Annotated in this window: 8 protein-coding genes and 4 pseudogenes; 3 read left to right on the forward strand and 9 right to left on the reverse strand. The window is 67.5% G+C overall.

Features of this window, described 5'->3' with window-relative positions; all coding sequences use genetic code 11:
• The first annotated feature begins 225 nt into the window (after window positions 1-225).
• Window positions 226-615 carry a hypothetical protein gene (locus PKF00_RS03835; RefSeq protein WP_271215919.1) on the forward strand — a complete coding sequence of 130 codons (390 nt, stop codon included), beginning with the start codon at window positions 226-228 and terminating at the stop codon, window positions 613-615.
• A gap of 481 nt (window positions 616-1,096) precedes the next feature.
• Window positions 1,097-1,237: pseudogene (locus PKF00_RS03840) on the forward strand (transposase); the annotation flags it as partial.
• Here PKF00_RS03840 and PKF00_RS45155 read toward each other — a convergent pair.
• Window positions 1,228-1,464, reverse strand: a pseudogene (locus PKF00_RS45155) (IS30 family transposase); the annotation flags it as partial. The pseudogenes PKF00_RS03840 and PKF00_RS45155 overlap by 10 nt on opposite strands.
• Before the next feature lie 60 nt (window positions 1,465-1,524).
• Window positions 1,525-2,424: pseudogene (locus tag PKF00_RS03845) on the reverse strand (IS3 family transposase); the annotation flags it as partial.
• 113 nt (window positions 2,425-2,537) lie between these two features.
• Here PKF00_RS03845 and PKF00_RS03850 point away from each other — a divergent pair.
• Window positions 2,538-3,206, forward strand: a complete 669-nt coding sequence (locus PKF00_RS03850; protein ID WP_271215920.1) for a hypothetical protein — start codon at window positions 2,538-2,540, stop codon at window positions 3,204-3,206.
• Window positions 3,207-3,637: 431 nt separating this feature from the next.
• On the opposite strand, the gene PKF00_RS03855 is transcribed toward PKF00_RS03850, so the two are convergent.
• The 7 genes and pseudogenes from PKF00_RS03855 to PKF00_RS45160 form a co-directional block, all read right to left on the reverse strand.
• Window positions 3,638-5,134: a hypothetical protein gene (locus PKF00_RS03855; protein ID WP_271215921.1), complete on the reverse strand. Its 1,497-nt coding sequence runs from the start codon at window positions 5,132-5,134 to the stop codon at window positions 3,638-3,640.
• 4 nt (window positions 5,135-5,138) lie between these two features.
• Window positions 5,139-8,750 carry a hypothetical protein gene (locus PKF00_RS03860; protein ID WP_271215922.1) on the reverse strand — a complete coding sequence of 1,204 codons (3,612 nt, stop codon included), beginning with the start codon at window positions 8,748-8,750 and terminating at the stop codon, window positions 5,139-5,141.
• Window positions 8,751-8,760: 10 nt separating this feature from the next.
• The gene (locus PKF00_RS03865; RefSeq protein WP_271215923.1) at window positions 8,761-11,469 is read right to left on the reverse strand and encodes a hypothetical protein; all 2,709 of its coding nucleotides are present in this window, start codon (window positions 11,467-11,469) and stop codon (window positions 8,761-8,763) included.
• A gap of 11 nt (window positions 11,470-11,480) precedes the next feature.
• A complete protein-coding gene (locus PKF00_RS03870) occupies window positions 11,481-14,837 on the reverse strand; it encodes a DUF6603 domain-containing protein (protein ID WP_271215924.1) in 3,357 nt (1,118 codons plus the stop codon).
• A complete protein-coding gene (locus PKF00_RS03875; protein WP_271215925.1) occupies window positions 14,837-15,964 on the reverse strand; it encodes a M64 family metallopeptidase in 1,128 nt (375 codons plus the stop codon). The genes PKF00_RS03870 and PKF00_RS03875 overlap by 1 nt, the downstream gene beginning before the upstream one ends.
• A gap of 1 nt (window position 15,965) precedes the next feature.
• Window positions 15,966-16,403, reverse strand: coding sequence for a hypothetical protein (locus PKF00_RS03880; protein ID WP_271215926.1), 438 nt, complete (start codon window positions 16,401-16,403; stop codon window positions 15,966-15,968).
• 361 nt (window positions 16,404-16,764) lie between these two features.
• A pseudogene (locus tag PKF00_RS45160) lies at window positions 16,765-17,525 on the reverse strand (IS701 family transposase); the annotation flags it as partial.
• Window positions 17,526-17,812 lie beyond the last annotated feature (287 nt).

Here is a 17,812-nt window from a genome sequence, read left to right on the forward strand (position 1 = left end):
GATCGAGTGCACGACTGTTGAGGCCGGATCAATAGTCTGCTCAATGCGGAGAAAAGCCACACCGTTCTCGACGGCTTCGGCATCCACACGCTGACAGCGCAGGCTACAACCGCCGTCGAAGACAACGGTTCACGGATCATCGACGTCGAAGCCGTCAACATCATCCGTACCAGCTTCGAACGGCTCGGCGGGACCACACTCGTCGACCGCACAGAAGCGCTACTTGTGCAGAGCTATCAGGCCACCCTCAGTGGTACGGCAGCCCGTATCCGCACCCCGGCCGGCATCACCGACCTCTATGTCGTCACACCTGATGACGTAGAGATCGTGGAAGCCAAACGATCGGCGGAGCATGCCTTCGTCCGCCAGGCGCTCGGGCAGCTTCTCGATTACGCGCCTCACAGCCCGCAGCCGGTGACTCGACTCACTGGACTGTTCCCTACGCGACCTGCTGATGCCGATGTGCGGCTGCTTCATCGCTACGGCATCGATTGCGTCCACAAGTCCGAGTCGGGAGCCTTCGTGCGATTGCCGGCGTCTGCGCCGCAGCGAGAAGCCATGATGAAAATCATCCACGGCGATGACGGCGCGGACGAAGGTCTATCTGTCATCTGATGACCAGATGGTGTATCGGCCGGAGGGATGAATCCCCAAATACCTGAAGATCACATTCGTCGGCTCGGTATGATCTTCCACCTCTTGCTGACTCGGGCTGAGGAAGGGATCTCAGAAGGTATCGCGGCCTTCGTGCGCTCCTCCCCAAACGCCACTCCTCACCGCACGTGAGGAATTCTTCACCGGATACCTTGGCAGGACCTCTTGATCATTCCGCCGCGACCGGGCCCGAACTGGTCGTTCAACCCAACGCCCAGTTGGATCGTTCCCGATGGATGGGAACCTCCTGCCGATTGGTCCGCCCCTGAGACCGGCTGGTCATCCCCTCCCTCAAACTGGCTTTGGTGGATTGAGAAAGACACGAAGACACCGCCCATGCCTGCTCCCTCACTGCTGCCCCTGACGCAGGGCGGGACGTTCCCCCTTGAACGTGGACACCTTGGAGACTGGATCTTGAGGTCCAGGGGAAGATATGTCCCTGATGGTGATGAAGAACTACCCACCCGAGTTCAAGGCCGACGCGGTGGCGCTGGCGCTGTCGAGGCCGGACCGGACGATCACGTCGATCGCCCGGGATCTGGGCGTCAGCCGTGAGACGCTGCGGGTCTGGGTGCGGCCCGACACCGTCGGGGCAAGGCATGGTCCCACCCCGCCAGCCTGACGAAACCAACGCGTCCCCACCGCCGGCGACACGCCGATCTCCATCGCGGCGTCCTCTGAACTCACTCCACGAGCGATCGCTCGCCAGAACCGCACACGATCCTCACGCCAGGCGACAGCCAGCCGTCCCAGTGAGGGGATCTGACCGCGATACAACCGGACAGCCTGCTGCTTCTTGCCCAGGCCCAATTCGCCAACACCTCCAACGACGAAGTGTTGCGAGCACCGATTGAATCCACCCTCGCTACCGCGATCGGTGTAGAAGATCACCCCGTCGATGTTCCCGCCCCGCATGACCGCGGCCATCTGCAGCGAGGCGACCGTCAGGGCGGCATCGTGATGCTCACTCATGGCATAGCCGAGCAGGCGGCGGGAGAACAGGTCCTCCACCGTGGCCAGATACAGCTTGCCCTCATCGGTGAGGATCTCGGTGACGTCGCCGCACCACAACACGTCCGCGGCGACCGCATTGAACTGGCGGTGCACCAGCTCCGGTGCCGCAGGCGCTTTGCCCTGCCGGGTCAGCGAGCGGGGCAAACGCCGTATACGAGCCATCAGGCCGAGCTCCGACATCCGGGTCGCGACCGTGTTCACCGACACCTGCCAGCCGTGTTCGCGCAGGTCATGGGTGATGCGCGGGGAGCCGTAGGTGCGGCCGGAGTCCTCGAAGGCGGCGGTGATCGCCGCATCCAGCTCCTCTCGCCACCGCTGGCGGTCACCCGGCGCGCGATCACGCCACTTGTAGAACCAGGACTGCGAGACTCCCAGGATCCGGCAGGCCGTGGCGTGGGGAACGCCATGCTCGGTCTTCTGGGAGGCGATGAAGGCTGCCACGCTCACCGGCCCGTCGCCTCTTTGACCCACAAGACCACCGAGCGCTTGAGCACTGTGAGGATGGGTGACGTGCCCCCGGGCCCACTCGGCCTTTTGCCGACGCAGCCGGGCCAGCTCCTCACGCTCGGACTCGATCAGTTCCCCATCAGCATCACGCTCACGGGCCAGGCGGTCCATCTGCATCCAGTTGGCCAGCGTGCTCGCGTTCATCCCCAGGTCCCTGGCGACCGAGGCGATCGATTTCCCGGCCTCCCGCACGATGCGCACCGCACCGACCCGAAACTCCGGATCGAAGCTGCGTCTGGTCTCTCTCATGCTCCGACCTCCCCCTGGTCAGGTCTCCACATTACGAGGGGAGGCTCACTGCGTTGTTGCCCGCCCTTCGTCCACACTTGATGATCAGCTCCTCATCCAAGGTGGAGGCACATATGATCGAGCTGTTGGCAGTGCTTCTAGCCTCGGGGCTGGCGTGGCTGATCGGCAGCCAGATCACCTACCGCTGGGACGACGTCAAACGGCGGCGGGAACTCGATCTAGCTGCCGTCGAGAGCTTCTACCGCGCCTACGGGTCCTTCATCGAGGTCTGGCGGCTGTGGAACGCACACAAACGCCGTTCGGAGCAGGTTGCGGCCCCCGCCGACATGCAGTGGCAGTGCCTACAGCGGGCGGCCGCCGTAGAGGGGAGCCTTGAGGCGATTCTGATCAAGATCGTGCTGGAGCGGCGGCTGACGAAGGACGACCGGCTGCTGCTGGGCTGCTTCCGGCAGGCATACCAGTCGCTGCGAGAAAGTGTGCGGGAGGATCGTGAACTGAAGTGGTATGCCAGGAAGGACGACTACGAGGCTCACCGCCGATACAGGGCGTTTAAGGCACTGGCGGTGTATTCGGCCAGACTCCTGCAGACCAACAGTACGCGGTGGCTGATCGGGACGCGGCGCACAGACATCCCGTCGAGCGAGGAGAGCATCTGCTTCTTGCTCGCAGCAACCGACGCGGCTCGAAGATACGACTGGCTGGAGACGGCCGAGCGCATCCTCAACATCACCTCCCTAGTCCCGCAGCGGGACGATGTTCGCCCTGTCGAGGGCACCTCATGAGTTCATCGGCGAGCAGGGCTTGATGTCGGCCTGCTGCATCGCTGCGGCAGTCCCAGATGGGTGTTGAGCAGGGACTGCAGGATTTCGCGACGCCTTGGGGGATCCTTACGGTTCCCTGCGCTCACCACCGCCCCCTGATCAGCCGTACGAGCCTGCGCAGCCGGGCACGCCAGCGCGGCAACGGCGCCTGCTGGCTGGGCACGAAGCCGAACGGCAACCAGCAGTGCACGAGCCGCAGCCCCTCCCGCCACTCGTGCGCCAGAACGTGAACCGGCGGCCGCCAGCGTCCGCGCTCAGCACGAGCGGACGTCGTGGTTTGCCCGCCATCCCTCCATTAGATGACGAAACTCAAAACCGGGACACTACTCGATGCGCCGCGCAGCCGCAGCTGTGAGACTTGGCGATCCTTGCCGAGTGGGAGGCGGGTTCCATCATGTCGTCACTGGAGGCTCAGGTTCGAGTACGTCATAGCGGAGCCTAAGGGCCGGAGGCGTCAGCAGCGGGATACGGCGGCGCTGCGTCCACAGCAGGGGTGTTCCGTCGGTGCGCCGGGCCAGCATCGCGCGCCGCTCCAGCCGCAGGCCATCGGTCGGGATGGCAGCGGGCTCGATTTCGTGGACCGGATGGACGGCGGACACGCGCAGCAGGTCGCTCTCCGGCTCGGGCAGCGGGGTGGGCTCGGTAGACAGGTCGGCGGCCCGGCCTTGGACGAATCGTCGACGGCCCGCGATCTCCTCAATGAGATAGGGGTGCCAGCGCGGGGGAATTCGTGTGGCCACTTGGTAGGTGAAGCTTGGCCGCCCGATCGCGTTCACGCTTTCGGGCGGTGCTGGATGTGGGTCTTCGGGAGTTGCCTTGTCCCGGCCGCGGAGGCGCTGCTCGACGGCCCAGACGAGGTTGGCGTCCTCATCAATGCCAAGCGTCACTTCGTCGAGGACTGGTCCGGTCAGGGGGGCTGCGGCCGTTGCCCACACCACCAGTGATTGCGGGTCAAGGCCCTCCGTAGCGAACAGACTCCAGCCGTCGGCGGGCGGGGACAGCGGCCAGCTTTCGCCGAAGGAGTCGATCACGGTGACGTCGGAGAGTGTGATGATGTGACCTGTGAGGGCGTCGATGGGGAAGCTGAACCAGTCGTCGGACTGGTTCATGATGAGGTCGATGAGCAGCAGCGTCGCGAAGTGTGAACGGTCCGGTGGGTAGCCGCCGATGTCGACCTTGCCGTTCTCGATCTGCCACCAGCGGGGCAGCGGCGCCCCCGGGTAGTGGATCCGGCCTGGATAGGCGGATACCTGACAAGTGAGGGTCGAGGCGACAGATCCGGTGGCGTCCGCGCTGAACCAATCCAGATGTCCGCCGTCGTGCCGCTGCACGCGCAGATTCGCGTCTCCCGCACTGAACTCTGCGTCGTAGCTGAACTCTGCCGGGTTCCACAGGTCTTCGGGATCGGCGGGAGGCTGCAGGGTTCCAAACCAGTTGAGGTCGAGCCCAAGGTCGGTGCGGTCCCACAGTGCGCGGCCGTCGTAGCCACTGCCGTCGAGCAGATCGTAGGGCGTCGGCAGCTCGGCCAGAAGTAGCGTCGGGTCGTCGGTAGGTAGTGGGCGGCCCGCTGCGGCGGCGGCGGCCTCGACGAGCCGCCCAGCGGTCACCCTGCGCCCCGCGGTCCAGAAGTCGCCCGGCTCCGACTCTACGATCGCTTCTGCCGGTGTGGTCAGCGGATCGGCCCCGTCCGGCACCTGGATCGGAGTCAGCCGGATGTTGTAGGAGATTTGGACCGGTGAGGAGGCGTCCTCGCCTTGATGCTCGCCGAGCTGCCACTGCCGCCCGAGCAGCCATGCCGGGTCAGCGACCTCGGCCGCGAAGCCACGAGCGAGGTCGTCCAGCAGTGGTTCGGCTTCTAGCCTGCGCACGATGTCGTAGATGGTGACCATAACTTCACCCCTGGGGATCGAGGAAGGTTTCGATCCGGCCGGCGGCGGGCAGCAGCGCAGTCGGCAGGAGCCCGCGGAGTTGCGGATCGAGGTCGGCCGGGCGGGCCATGCGGGCATGGGCCAGCTGGCGAGTTTCAACGATCACATCGAGCAGCGTGGCCGGGTCGAGCGAACCTCCCGAATCCGGCGGCACGGCTAGCAGGATCGCCTGCGGGGCGCGGGCCGCCGGGGCATCGAACCCGAATGCGGCAGCCGTGGTGTGTTCGGTATCGGGAATCACCTCGGTCCACCGGTCGATCACGGTCGCCGCCACCTGGTCGAGGGTCGGCGGACCATATGCCACCACGAGCCGCTCGGTGTTGGCCGGACCGCTTTGCCAGGGGTCGGTGGGCTTGGTCGCCCACGCTTGCAGCGGTTGCCTGGCGAGGAACTGATGGACTTCGAGGCGGGCAAGGGCCGGTCGCACTGCCGCGACCACCGTCAGCCATTCGAGGTCGAGGTCGGCCTGAGCGAAGGACGGCAGGCCGTCGGGCCGTGACAGCAGGGCCAGTTGCCCGGTCGGACACACCAACGCGGTGATTGCCTCCAGCAGGCCGTCCCGGTCGAGTTGCTGCGCGGAAGGCGCCATCGCGCGCCGTGCCAGCAGCAATTCCCGAGCCATCAGTGGAGAGTTGGTAAGGATGCCCCATCGGCGGCAGGCCAGCAGCAGCCGCTCCAGCGCCGTCGCGTCGGTGACCGTGCCGAGGAGGTCGGTGAGCACCTCGCTGGTCCTCAGCAGCCGCAGGTATCGCCCCCGCAGATCGTCTTCAATGCCGCTCGGCCCTGTCGGCTTGCCGGGGCGGGTAGTGATCGCGTCAGGTTCCGCCGGTGAGCGACCCAGCAGGCCAACCAACCGCACCGCGGCTTCGTAGCGTTCAGAACCGTCGAAGCCGTCGAAGCTGTCGATGTCGCCCAGCGCGTCGGTGGCGAGCCGCTCCAACTCGGTGCGCGAGAGCGTCAGCGCATCGGCGGGGCCAAGCCCGAGGTCGGCAAGTGTGACCGAGGAAGAGCCAGCTGTCCACACCCAGTCGATGGCCTCACCCGCCTGGGTGGCCACGAATCTGGCCACGGCAGGGTCGGCGATCTCGATTGGGGACTGCTCGGCCCGCGCGAAGTTGTCGGCGGGCTCGGGCGGGGCGGCGGCGTCGGGGATGAGCACCAGCACGCTGGTGGCGACGGCTCGGCCCTGCCGCGGTGTGCGTATGACTTCGAGCTCGGGCGGCCGGGACAGACCCGCGGCAGCGTCCATCGCGGCGCCTGCCACTGTGGCGCGTCCCTGGGTGACGTGGTGTACGGCTTCGGCGACGAGGAGATCGCCGTAGGCATTCACTGCGGCCCGCAGCTCCTCGAGCTGGGCGCGCTGCTGGGCAGAGAAGCCCAGCCCAGCCGGGTCGGTGGCGAGAACGGCTAGGCCATCGCACACCCGTCGCCCGGCGTGCTCGGTGCGTAGCCGGAACTGGTCTCGGAGCTGGTCGACCAAGGCGCGGGAACCGGCGATACGCTCCACTTCACGACCGAGCGCCTCGGCGAGATGAGCACCAAGGCGGACGTGTTCGCCGATGCGGGCTGCCTCCCGTACGGTACGAGAGGTGAGGTCCATGTGCCATCGGCTCGGTTCAGGGTCGCTGACTGCGCGATCGCGCAGCACGGTCGCGGTCAGCGCCTGACCTGGGGAGGGAGCGTGCAGCAGTCCGGCGGAGGTGGGGCCGGGGCTGCCCGGGCGGGGCGCGTCCACCCAGCCGTATGCGCCCAGCACGGGCTCCACACCTGCATCGAGCAGGGTCTGCAAGCGGCGGGTCGGCGGGCCAAGCAGCCAGGGGTCGAGCCGGTAGAGCGCGGTGTCGACGGTGGCGCGCAGCAGCCGCTCTAGCCGATCCTCGGGTATGTCGGCCAGCTGCTCTATGCTCTTGGCGACCATCTGGAACGCGTGGGCGGCGGGCGTGGCGCCGCTCACCAGCGCCTGGGTGGTGCGGTTGATCCAGTGCTCGAGCCGACCCGGCTCAGTGAATGGCCGAGCCACCGGCTCTGGACCCGGGGTGGTGTCGCCCAGTGCCTCGCGGCCGACGTCGCCGATAGCCACCTGCAGGGCCCGGATCACCAACCGCAGCAACAGACTGGCGGGGCGGAACCGTAGGAACGCCTCCTCCAGGAGCTCGATGGACTGGAACGTCGTCGGGTTCCTGTGGGCGAGTTCGACGAGCTGCTTGAGCACATCTGTGACCGTGCGGTTCGCGGGAAGCTCCGCTGGCACCACGAGCGGCAGCGCCAGCGGTCGTGACCTGCCGCGCGCGCCGTAGCGCCGGGTCGGATCGAGACCGAGCTCGGCACTGAGCGGGTGGTCATCACGCCATGCCTCATCGAATTCCGTCCAGCTCACGTCGGCGCCAAGCAAAAGCAGCGACAGCCACCAAAGCTCCAGCGGGAATGCGCGCCGGTGGCGGTAGCCGGGAGCGCTGGGCACATGTCCGATCAGGTCGAGCAGTTCCTCGGCGGAGGCGCCCGCGGCCGTGCCACGGCCTTCGGCTGCGGCCTGCCACTGCTCGCGCAGCAGCATAAGTGGCCTGATCAGGGCGGCTTCGACATCGTCGGCGTCGGCGATCCAGCGAGACAGTGCCGTCGCCGGGAGCAAACCGTAGGGCTGTGAGCCGACGCGCAGCACGGGAAACGGCCCCTCGGGAAAGAGCGCCTGGCGCGCCCAGGCGGCGGCTTCTGCGGCGAGTGGCAGGCCCCACACGTCCGTGGCGGCAAAGCCCCACAGTGCGGGCCACAGTGCCCCGACCATCGCTGTGGAGTCGGAAAAGTGTTGTCCGGGCGGCCCGGGGAGGGCGCCGAGCGCGTCGGGGTCACCCGTGAGAGCCATGCTGATCGTGCGGTCGTTGTCAGTGGGGAGGGCGTGGAGGAGATCGAACCAGGTGTCGGCGTCCTGGGCCAGGTTTGCGGCGGGGGTGCCGTCGACGGAGTTGGTGGCGGTGCCGAGGGCGATCAGGCCGAGCGACCCCGCGTCGCGGTGGTCGCCGAACAGCGTTCTGGGCATGCCTTGTCCGAGGCCGGTGACGACGAGTAGGTCGATGTCGTCACCGTTGCCGTCAAGCTCAATTTCGCCCGCCAGTCCGGCGAGTTTGGCCTCCTCCCAGTCCTCCCACCACCGCACGACTGAGAGATTGTCGGGATCGTAAGGCTCGATGGTGAGCCGGTCGTGATCCACCTGCAGGGTAAGCACGTGCCGAGGTGCTCCACCGCCGGAAGCTAGCCATACGAGCAGTTCGGTCGGAAAGCTGGATATCCGGGGGAAGACGGGCCTGACCCTGAGCTCACCGGGGTCGATCACCGCCCCTTCTGGCATGTAAGTGCGAACGAGGAACGCCGCTCGGGGAGCGCCCACCGCCGTGGCGAATTCGTTCCATGCCGCGCGGTCGACCTGTTGAGCGTAACGCTGAAGCGCGGTCATCTCGGCCTCGGTCGGCCGCGGGTCGTGGCGGGTGAGCCATGGCTCGTCCGGCACGACGCGCAGGCATAGCCGAGATCCGGAGAACCGGGTCTCGATTCTCAGCGGCAGCAGCACGCCTACCTCGGTCATCACAGTCTCCTCAACTTGTCGGCGGCGGTGATGGTGGGGATGGGCGCTGCGGGGTCAGGCTGTTGCCGGCGATCAGCACGCGGACCGGCTCGGCGAACGCCTGGTCGGCATACAGCGCGCCGTCGGCGTTGGCGGGGACGGGCTGGCCGTCCCCTGGGATCGGTCCGCCAGGTGGTTCACCGACGAGTGGTTTGTTGTAGAAGCGGTAGCCCGTGGGAGGCTCCTCCAGCACGACCCAGTGGGTTTCAATCTGGTCGGGCTGGAACCCCTGGAAACCGAAGAACGTGACGTCGGCACCGATGCGACCCTGAAAGCTCGGCAGCACGCGGGCCGCGTCGTCTGGCGGGTCAAGGTCGAAGCGGACCTGCCCGGCGTGCTTGGCGGACACCAGGTACAAGAGGGTCTTGGGGTAGCGGAGGAAGAGCTGCCCGCGGAAGACGAGCACCAGGTCGGTGCCGGAGGCCCCACCGGGGCGGTGGGCTGCGGCGCCGAGGTCGCTCGCGTCCGGCCAGTTGGCCACGCCGATGATGTCGTCGATCCGCTCTCCGCTGCCGGTGTTCGCGCGCTCCCAGAACACCCGCAACGGGGTGCATCCCGCGGCGACTGGCATGTTGCGCCAGCGCAGCTCGGTGAGGAGCTGGGTGTTGTAGCCGAGAAGGAAGGCATCGGTGAAGACCGGATTAGTCTCCAGCGCGATGACGGTGTTGTCCTTCAGCTCGCCGACGCCGGGCAGCAGCCACTCGGCGAAGTTGTCGTTCAAGTCGCGCCAGACCGGCCGGGGAAGCCCGACGCATACTTCGGGCGGGGTCAACGGCTGGCTCGGGTCGAGGCCGTCGATCGTGCCCAGCACGCGCACGCGCGCCGGGGCGTCCTCGGCGGTGGGGTCGAAAAGCGGGACGACACTGTCGGCGAGGGATTCCAGGTCGACCAGTCGGCAGTCCGACTCCGGGATGTCCTCTTCCAGGGCCCTGATCAGTCTGATCAGGTCCGCGAGATTTTCGCGCGGGTCGGGGAAGGTTGCCAGCACCTCCGCCAGCCGCCTGCGCATCGCCTCGACGGCCCTCTCATCACCGGCGTCGACTCGGGTGGCGGCCGTGAGCGTCTCGATGGCCCGTCCCCACGCCAGATCCAGGCGCCCACCGCCGGCCGCGTCCAGCAGCCTTTGTCGCAGCGTGGTGCTCTGGCTGCGTAGTGGCGACGGCACGCCGGACAAGTCGAGGCGCCCCAGGCCGTTCACCGCTCCGGTCGGGTCGATCTCACCGGAGAGGCTGGCTTGCCAACGGCGCTCATCGAAGTCGGAGACACCGAGCCGCTGGAACGACGGTACGCCGTCTTGCGAGGGCTGGGCGTCTTGCCGGCAGCGGTTGGCCGCCTTGAGCACCTCTGCCGGATCGGCGCTGCCCTGGGCGGCCAGTGCCGTACGAGCGGGGCCCAGCCGCAGCGCGCGGCGCACCGCTGTGGAGAACACGCCGCGGGGCAGGGCCCGCCCAGGGGCGGTGGCGAGGTCGGCCACCGGGCCATCCGGGGTGACTACGCGGCGCAGCGCCGGGCCGAGCAGCCACAACCGACGCAGCGCGTCAGAGGGCAGGCGTTTCGCCCACAATGCCCCCGAGGCGGCCAGCCCCAGTGACAGATACGCCAGGCGCTGCGCGGCCACTGCTTGCGCGCCCGCGTGCTCGCGCGCCTCCTCAACCAGGGTCTCCTGCAACCGGATGCCGAGCTCTAAGCCGAGGCCGGCGGCGCCCCGGTGACGCGGATCGCCATTGAGAGTCCGGCTCCAGGTGCTGAGCTGGCCGCCCCAGGCCTCGCCGTACCCGGGTGGGCCGATCACCGGACGGTCCAGGGGGTCGGGATCCGGGGTGATGCGCTCGACCAGGTCGGAGGCGACGTCGGAATCCAGGGCATCGTCGGATGACCTGACTGGAGCCAGCGCGCCACGGATCTTCAAGGCGGTGTCGAGGCCGTAGGGATAGAGCGCCGGTGCGCGGCCCGTCTCCGGGTCGGCGTCCCCAGGCCGCAGCCGCTCCGCCAAGATGGGGAAGCTACCCGCCGGCGTCGCGGTACGAAACCGCCAGGTGTCGAAGACCGGCAGCGTCACCGGCGCGCTGCCGTCCCACGCCGTGACGATCTGGCTGCCGGCCTGCCGATAGGTCGGCACCAACACGGCGACATAGGCCAGGCCACCGGTCAGCGGCCGCCGAGACAGCAAACGGGCGATGCGGTGGCCGTCCGCGTGCTGCACGTGGGCGAACGGGCAGATCGCGGACGGCCCGGCCAGCGTGTGCAGCGCCTGTACGGTGGCCCCGAGTGTGACCTGTTGCCCGGTGACGGTCAGCTCGTCTTCGGTACCGACGACGAGGGCCAGCCACGTGTGCAGGTTCCCGGTCCCGTCCGGCGGGTTGCTCGCGGGGGTGTAGCGCCAGGGCAACGCCGGGTCGGCCAATTCGATGTGGGAGCACTTGTCGGTCTCGGCATCGATCGCACCGGGCGCCGGATACCGGCCCACGATCGCGCCGGGTTTGAGACCGACGACGTCCTGCGGACCGGTCAGGAGGAATCGCACGTCGCCAGCGGCGGTGTTGGTGATCGTCACGTCGTCGGGGCCGCGCCCGGTCAGCGTGACGCTCGTGCTCACGAGAAGGCGCCCCTGCTCGGTTCCGGTCACCAGATCGGCGACGCGTTCGCGTGTCCAGCTGAGGAACGTCAAGCTCGAGGGCACGGCAATCTCCTCTAAAAACTGATCCGCGACACGTGATCGGATGCGGGCAGAGCCGCTGCGCCGACCCCGGCGGCAGTGAGCTGGTGGGCCTGGCTTTCGCTGATGTCGTCGACCCGTACGGCGCCATCACCGCTGCGGACCTGCCATCGCTCGTCGGCGACGGCGATCGCGGCATCGACGGGTTCACGTGCCAGGTGCCCGGTACGGTTTCCGACGGCGTTGACCAGCCAGCCCGGTACGGGGAACGCGAAACCCGTCACCGGCTCGGTCTGTGGCAGTCGGATCTGCTGCACCTGCACATCAAGGACGCGGGTCGAGCCCTCGGCCAGCCCGGCGACGCCAAGTTTCACCCCACCGTCGAGGCGCTCGAAGGCCTTGCGGTTGAGCGCGTCTGCGTCGGACAGCTCGGCGAAACTCCCGGGCGCGAACCAGTCGACAGCACTGCCGGTCACGGCCGTGCCTCTGGCGCTGACGGTCTCAGGCTGGCTCAGCGGTGAGCCCTCAAAGCGCTGGAGCAGCAGGTTGAGCGGAGCTCTGGACTGGGTCCACAAGATCTGCCCGAGCGGGGAGAAAACCGGCAACGCCAGCCCAGAGGCGGGCTCGACCACAGCGAAACGATCCTCGCCGCCCTCCACCGACAGGTTGGACGGCTTGACGAGCTCCCTTGCGAGCTCGAGGACGGCGCTGGCCACAGGGCTGGCTACGGGCCGCGCCTGCGAGCCGATACTGAAGGAATCCTCCCAGCAGATGTCGAAAAACAAGATCTCGATGCAGAATCTGCCGTGGAAGGTGATCGGGCCGGGGCCGGACAGTTCTCCTCTGAGCGACACCCCCGCCAGGTTTCTGCGCCCAAACCGGACCCGAAACGAGGCCCTGAAGTCGATCTGGAAGAAGAACGGCTCAAAGCGGATCAGCGCATCGAAACCGAGGAAGCCCCGGGCGGTGATCGATCCTGAGTTGATCGCCACCTCCACCGAGGCGCCGAGCTGGAGGGTGTTCGTGGTGATCGCGAAGTAGCCCTCGAAGCGCAGGTACAGAAAATCGCCGGGGCTGCCTCGGGTCATGGCCACGCGGGTGAGCGAGGGCGGCATCACCAGCGGAGCGGGAGAGTAGGCGGGGTGGAGACCACCCACCGAGAGCAGTGCGTAGGGCTGGTCACCCCAGCTGAGCCGAAACGCTGCCCCGCCGGCCAGTTCCAGCACCTCCATGAGAGTGCTATCGATCAACACCGCGTCGAACTCGAGCACCTTCTTGGCGACGTCGAGCAGGCCGATGATGTTGAGGCGGATCTTCAGCAGCGGGCCGTTGCCTAAGGGGTTGGCGATCGTCGCGCGCGCCGACCCCAGCACCATGATCTTGGTAGGTCCAGGCAGCTCAATAAAGATCCCGAGGTCGAAGTGGACCAACTCGACCCACGAGAGCTGGAGTGTCGGCCCCACCATGATCACGCCTGCGGCGCGGGGGAAGACCGTGTCGAGCTCTCGGTTCAGGGCGGCCGCGTTGCCGATCGGGTCTTCGGGGGCGAGGATGCGCCGGGCCGCGCCGGAGGCGATCCTGGCTCGCAGAACATCGACATCGATGCGCCGATTCAGCGCAAGCAGGCCACCCACCGACGACAGAGTGAAACCGAAGCCCAACTGGACCGGCGGAAAGGATGCCCGCAGCACGACCAGCAGCGCAAAACCGCCACCGGGCAGCTTGGTATCGAGCAGAGCCAGGGCGTCGACGCCGATGTCGCCGATGCCGACCTGAAAGTCTCCGGCGTAACGGCCCGCGTCCTGGTCGAAGGCGATGAACCCGCCGCCCTTCACCGGACCGGCCTCGATCGCCAGGCCCAGCCCGCGCGGCGCCAGGAACCGCACCCCGATCGCCGCCACACCGAGATCGAAGGTGCCGGGCGGCGGCGGGCCTTCGCGCCCGCCGCGCAACAGCAGGTCGGCTCCAGTACCGACGCCCTCGACGGAGGCGGTGAACGGCCCGAGCGTCACCTGGCCGGTGAGCCGGGCCTCGACCGTGACCGTGGGCGTGGTGCCCGCGACGAACAGCAGCGCGAGGTCAAGCCGGTCCAGCCGGGCCGGGCCCAGTTCCACCTCGAGAGGAACGGCGACTGCCAGACCCGCCCCGCCGCGGAAAGTCAGTCCTTCCTCCTGGGTCCAACGCACCCCGAGGTCGAACTCCATCTGGAGGTTTTCGGGCAACAGGGAGGCGAGGAAGCCATCCGCATCGGCGAGTGAGACGACGAACTTTCCCTCACGCACTCGGGCATCGACGATGAGATCGGCCCGCACACCGTCCGCCCTGGCTGCGAACTTCGCCCCGACGGCTGCCTGCAGCGCTTCCGCGGTGAGCCGAGTGCCGCCCACCTCACCAAAGATCAGCAGCGCCTGGCCGGGCGAGGCGAGGCGGGCGGCACTGAGGATGATCTCGCCCTTGACAGCACCGACCAGCGTGATCGCCTCCACCGTCCCCGGCGGATGCAGCCGCAGGCCGTCGCCGACATCCAGCGTGCCGGACGTGCTCAACCGGACCTGCCAGGCAGCGTCAGGCGGGGAAAGCACCACATCGGCCTCGGGCAGCGAGGCAATCCCTATGGACAGGTCGAGTGCGGTCGGCAGCGTGCCCTGGCTGTCCGGTGCGAGGTCGAACAGCACGACGCGCAGCTCGGGCACGGCCGGGTTGAACGCGGCCGGCATACGCACCGCGTCCAGCAGCGCCCTGAGCCGCTCCAGCACCAGCAGTGCGTCCAACGGGGCGGTCGGCGAACCCCACCCGTACACCTCCCGCAGCAGTGTGGCCGGGTCGCTGAGGAACGTCCCCACGCGGTCGAAGTGCAGCTCGCGGTGGGTTCCGGCGGGACGGTCGGCGGTAGCGGGGATGGACGTGTTCTCGGCGAGCCCGAGCAGGGTGAGCGTGCGGGCGAGGATCGGCCGATGACCCTCCACGAACCCGACGACGATGTAATCGAGGAGCCGCTCGGGCAGGTGCTCGATGATCGCGCGCACTTCCCCGGCGAAGCCGCCCAAATCCGCCGGATAGGCGTTCCTCACCCGCTCGGCCAGCGCCTTCACCTTGAAGAAGGCATCCTTCACCAGGGGTACGAGCTCCTGAACCGCCGCCCTGATCGCACCGGCATTGCCGTCGCCGATCGCGTCGATCAGCGGCTGGACCTTCGGTGCTACGGCGGCGACCGCGGCCGCCGCCGCCGGCACCTCCGGAGCGGTCTCGACCGCGGCGCGTACCTCGGGCGGCAGCGGCAGACCCAACTCCTCAAAGAACTGAACCGCCGCCGCCGGGCTGGCCAGTCGCTGCTGCACCGGCTCCAGCGCATGAGCCAGCACCAGCGCCAGGCCCTCCACCGTTCCGGCCATCAAGCACCTCTACCGCGGAGCATTCGAACCAGCGGCCCGACTACCGCTCGGCGCAGCACGCGCGCCAGACGGGGCCGGCCAGTCAACCGGCGCGTCAGCCAGGGACCGACCCGGCGATAGACGAAGTCTATGGCTCGCATCACTGTCCGCTCCTCGGCCAGATGACGGTTCCGCCAGGATCGCAGCCACACCAGGTCAGGGTGATAGATGGCGCCGCACAGGATCAACGTCAGGGGACATTGTGTACAGCTGAGCTTGAGGATCTCCTTCGTCATTGCATCCCGGCAAACCGCGCAGAAGGGTGTCGGGGGAGTCACGGTGCGCATCGCGCAGTCGTGCTCCGAGCGATAGACGCCGCAATGGCTGTACAGCGCCCCCTCGAACAGGCCCACCGTGCCGGGCGGGTATTTACTCGGCGTCCCTTTGTTAGATGTGGTGCAGGTCTGATCGGCTTTCAACTTGGGCAGCGAACCTATAGCGGGCGCGAGGTGGTGGCGCCACTTCAGTTTGGATTGGTCAGTCTCGATCGTGACGTTGGGCTGAGGTGGTTCTTCACCACTGGCGTAGCGGTCGGGACCGTCATAGTCGTACTCGTCGGCGAGCCCCAAGACATGGCCCAGTTCGTGAGCGACCACCTCCTTCAGGTTAGCCGTCAGTGAGACAGCGGCGACCTGCCCCACCTTTGCCCCGCCCTCCAGCGTCGAGTTGACGAGCACCACGATCGCCTCCCAGTCGGCCACCTCGTCGTTCACCGTGTCCAGCACGAGGTCGTTATCAACCGTGAGCACACGCCGTCTAGTGTCATCTCCGCAGCGAGTTGCATCGAAGTACGTCCGCCGGAGCGCCCCGGTGCCGCCGATATCCTCATTCCCACAGGCTTTGGGGTCGTCCACACCGCGCTCGGTCGAATGCACGTCGATCCGGTGGACGTTGATGAGGCCCCATAGCGTCGTGAAGGGCTCAATCGCCCTGAGACCATTTACCACCTCATCGACTTTGGTGTGGTAAAACTCCATATCCTCCGCCAGGAACCCATCTCCTAGAATCACCAAGGTCCAGCGGAAGCGGTCATCCCCATGATCGACGATCTTCTTTTTGGTGTCGACCAAGCCGTCTGAGGCGCCCATGTCAGCCCAGAGGCTCCTCTCGAAGCGGGAACCGACCCAGCTCGACCGGCACATGGCCAGGCAGATCATCCCGCATCACCGCCCGCAGGGCCGATGGCAGCGCGTCCGGCTGTGCGAGGAGTACGACCTCGCGGGCGAGCTCGTCGAGAGGAACGATGACACTGAATGCGCCTGAAGTCAGACGGTTGGGCACCGTGGAGGCCCCTTCCGAGCCACCGAAGATCTCGATCGTTGCCGGCATGGCGCTGGGCACCGCCTGGCGATATATCACCTGGCCCTCAAGGGTGTGCAGCTCGGCCGTCACCGCGTCGGCCCGCAACTGGACCGTTGTGTCCTCTCCCTCCGGCGCGGCTTTACCGACCGGCGTCCGGGACCTCAACCGGATGCCCTTGGTGTCGTAGGCGAACGTGAGCCTCACGGCTGGTGTTCCGACAGCCATCACGCCCTCCTAATGGCCATTTGTATGGGCCGTTGTACTCCATCATAGGGTCGGGCAACTATTCGTGACGTTAGATATAGGTAAAGACAGGCAGGTGAACGAACAGGATGAGCGGCGTGAGAAGCGCCTACAGTTTCCTCACTTCTGCCGTTCTCTGCTCATGGGCTAGGGCGACGCGCAAAAGGCTGTCCAAACCGTGCGGGATTTCATTGCTAAGACTATGGTTGCTGACGCCACACGCTTGGCGTGCGACCAATTAGCTCGTATAGGTCCTCCTGATCCCGAGTGATGGCGCGAAATGCCGAAGAGGTGAAGCCTCCCACCGGACCGGAGCACCCACGGTCACATTGCCCGCGTTGTCGGGGCCGGGCAGGTTGGTGGCCAAGTACCAGGTGGCCTTGTCGGGCAAGGTGGCCGGGTCGGTGGTGGCGACCACCAGCCGGGTGGCACCGTCCGGACCCCAAAAGCCCAGCCTCGCCTCGGCGGCCCACCACATCTCGGTGTGTCCGTCGCGTAAGCGGCGGTGCATCGGCGTCCAATCCCCGGGATCATTCGGGTCGGCGCAGGCCAGCACGGCGGCGGCCTCACGCGGGGTGTAGGCATCCGCGCCGTAGGCCCAGACACCGTGCCGCGGGCGCACCGCCACCACCCAGCCCAGTCCTGCCCGGCGCAGCTCAGCGCGGAAATCGTCCAGGTCGCCATAGGCGCAGTCGGCCAGCGCCGCACGAAACCGCACCCCGGTCGCGACCGCGCGGCGGCCAGCTCGACGGGGATCTTCCACTTGGTACGGAAGACCGGGTCGCTCTTACCACGCGCGAAATGACGGGCCGGGGTGTAGGGCTGGGCGTGCAGCGGATAGTAGAGCCGCTCATCGGCCCATAGCGTGCTCACCGTCACCACGCCGTTGTCAGTCTTGCCGACTCGGCCAAGCCATTGGCGGCCCACATGCGCGGTGGCCGTGCCGTCTTTGCGGTCGCCGCTGTCATCGATCACCAGCACCCCACCCGCGTGCGGGACGGTCACCGGCTCGGCCAGCAACAGCTCCAGGCGCCGGGTATTGACCCGATCTGGATCTCAGCACGATTCGGACAGGAAATACTGCAGCCGCTGCGCCGCCGCGCTCTTGGATCCGGTCACCGACATGATCAGCCCGCTGACAGATGAAGGGTCAACGCCGGCGGGTAGGACGAGCCGGGCGGTGAACTGGCCGTCGCTGTCGAGGTCCTCGCGCACCTCCAGGGCCTGGGTCTCCTCAGGTAGGCCGGTGGCCCAGTCGAGCACGGCGCGCAGCAGCTCGGCGTGCTGGGCGGTGGTCAGCTCGCGGCCGCGCGCCAGCGGCGCGCGGGTGCCGCCGCGCAGCGGGACGGCCAGCGCCTGGATGGTCACGCCGTCGAGGGCGCCGATGCAGC

This window comes from Streptosporangium carneum, assembly GCF_027922005.1.
Taxonomy (GTDB): domain Bacteria; phylum Actinomycetota; class Actinomycetes; order Streptosporangiales; family Streptosporangiaceae; genus Streptosporangium; species Streptosporangium carneum.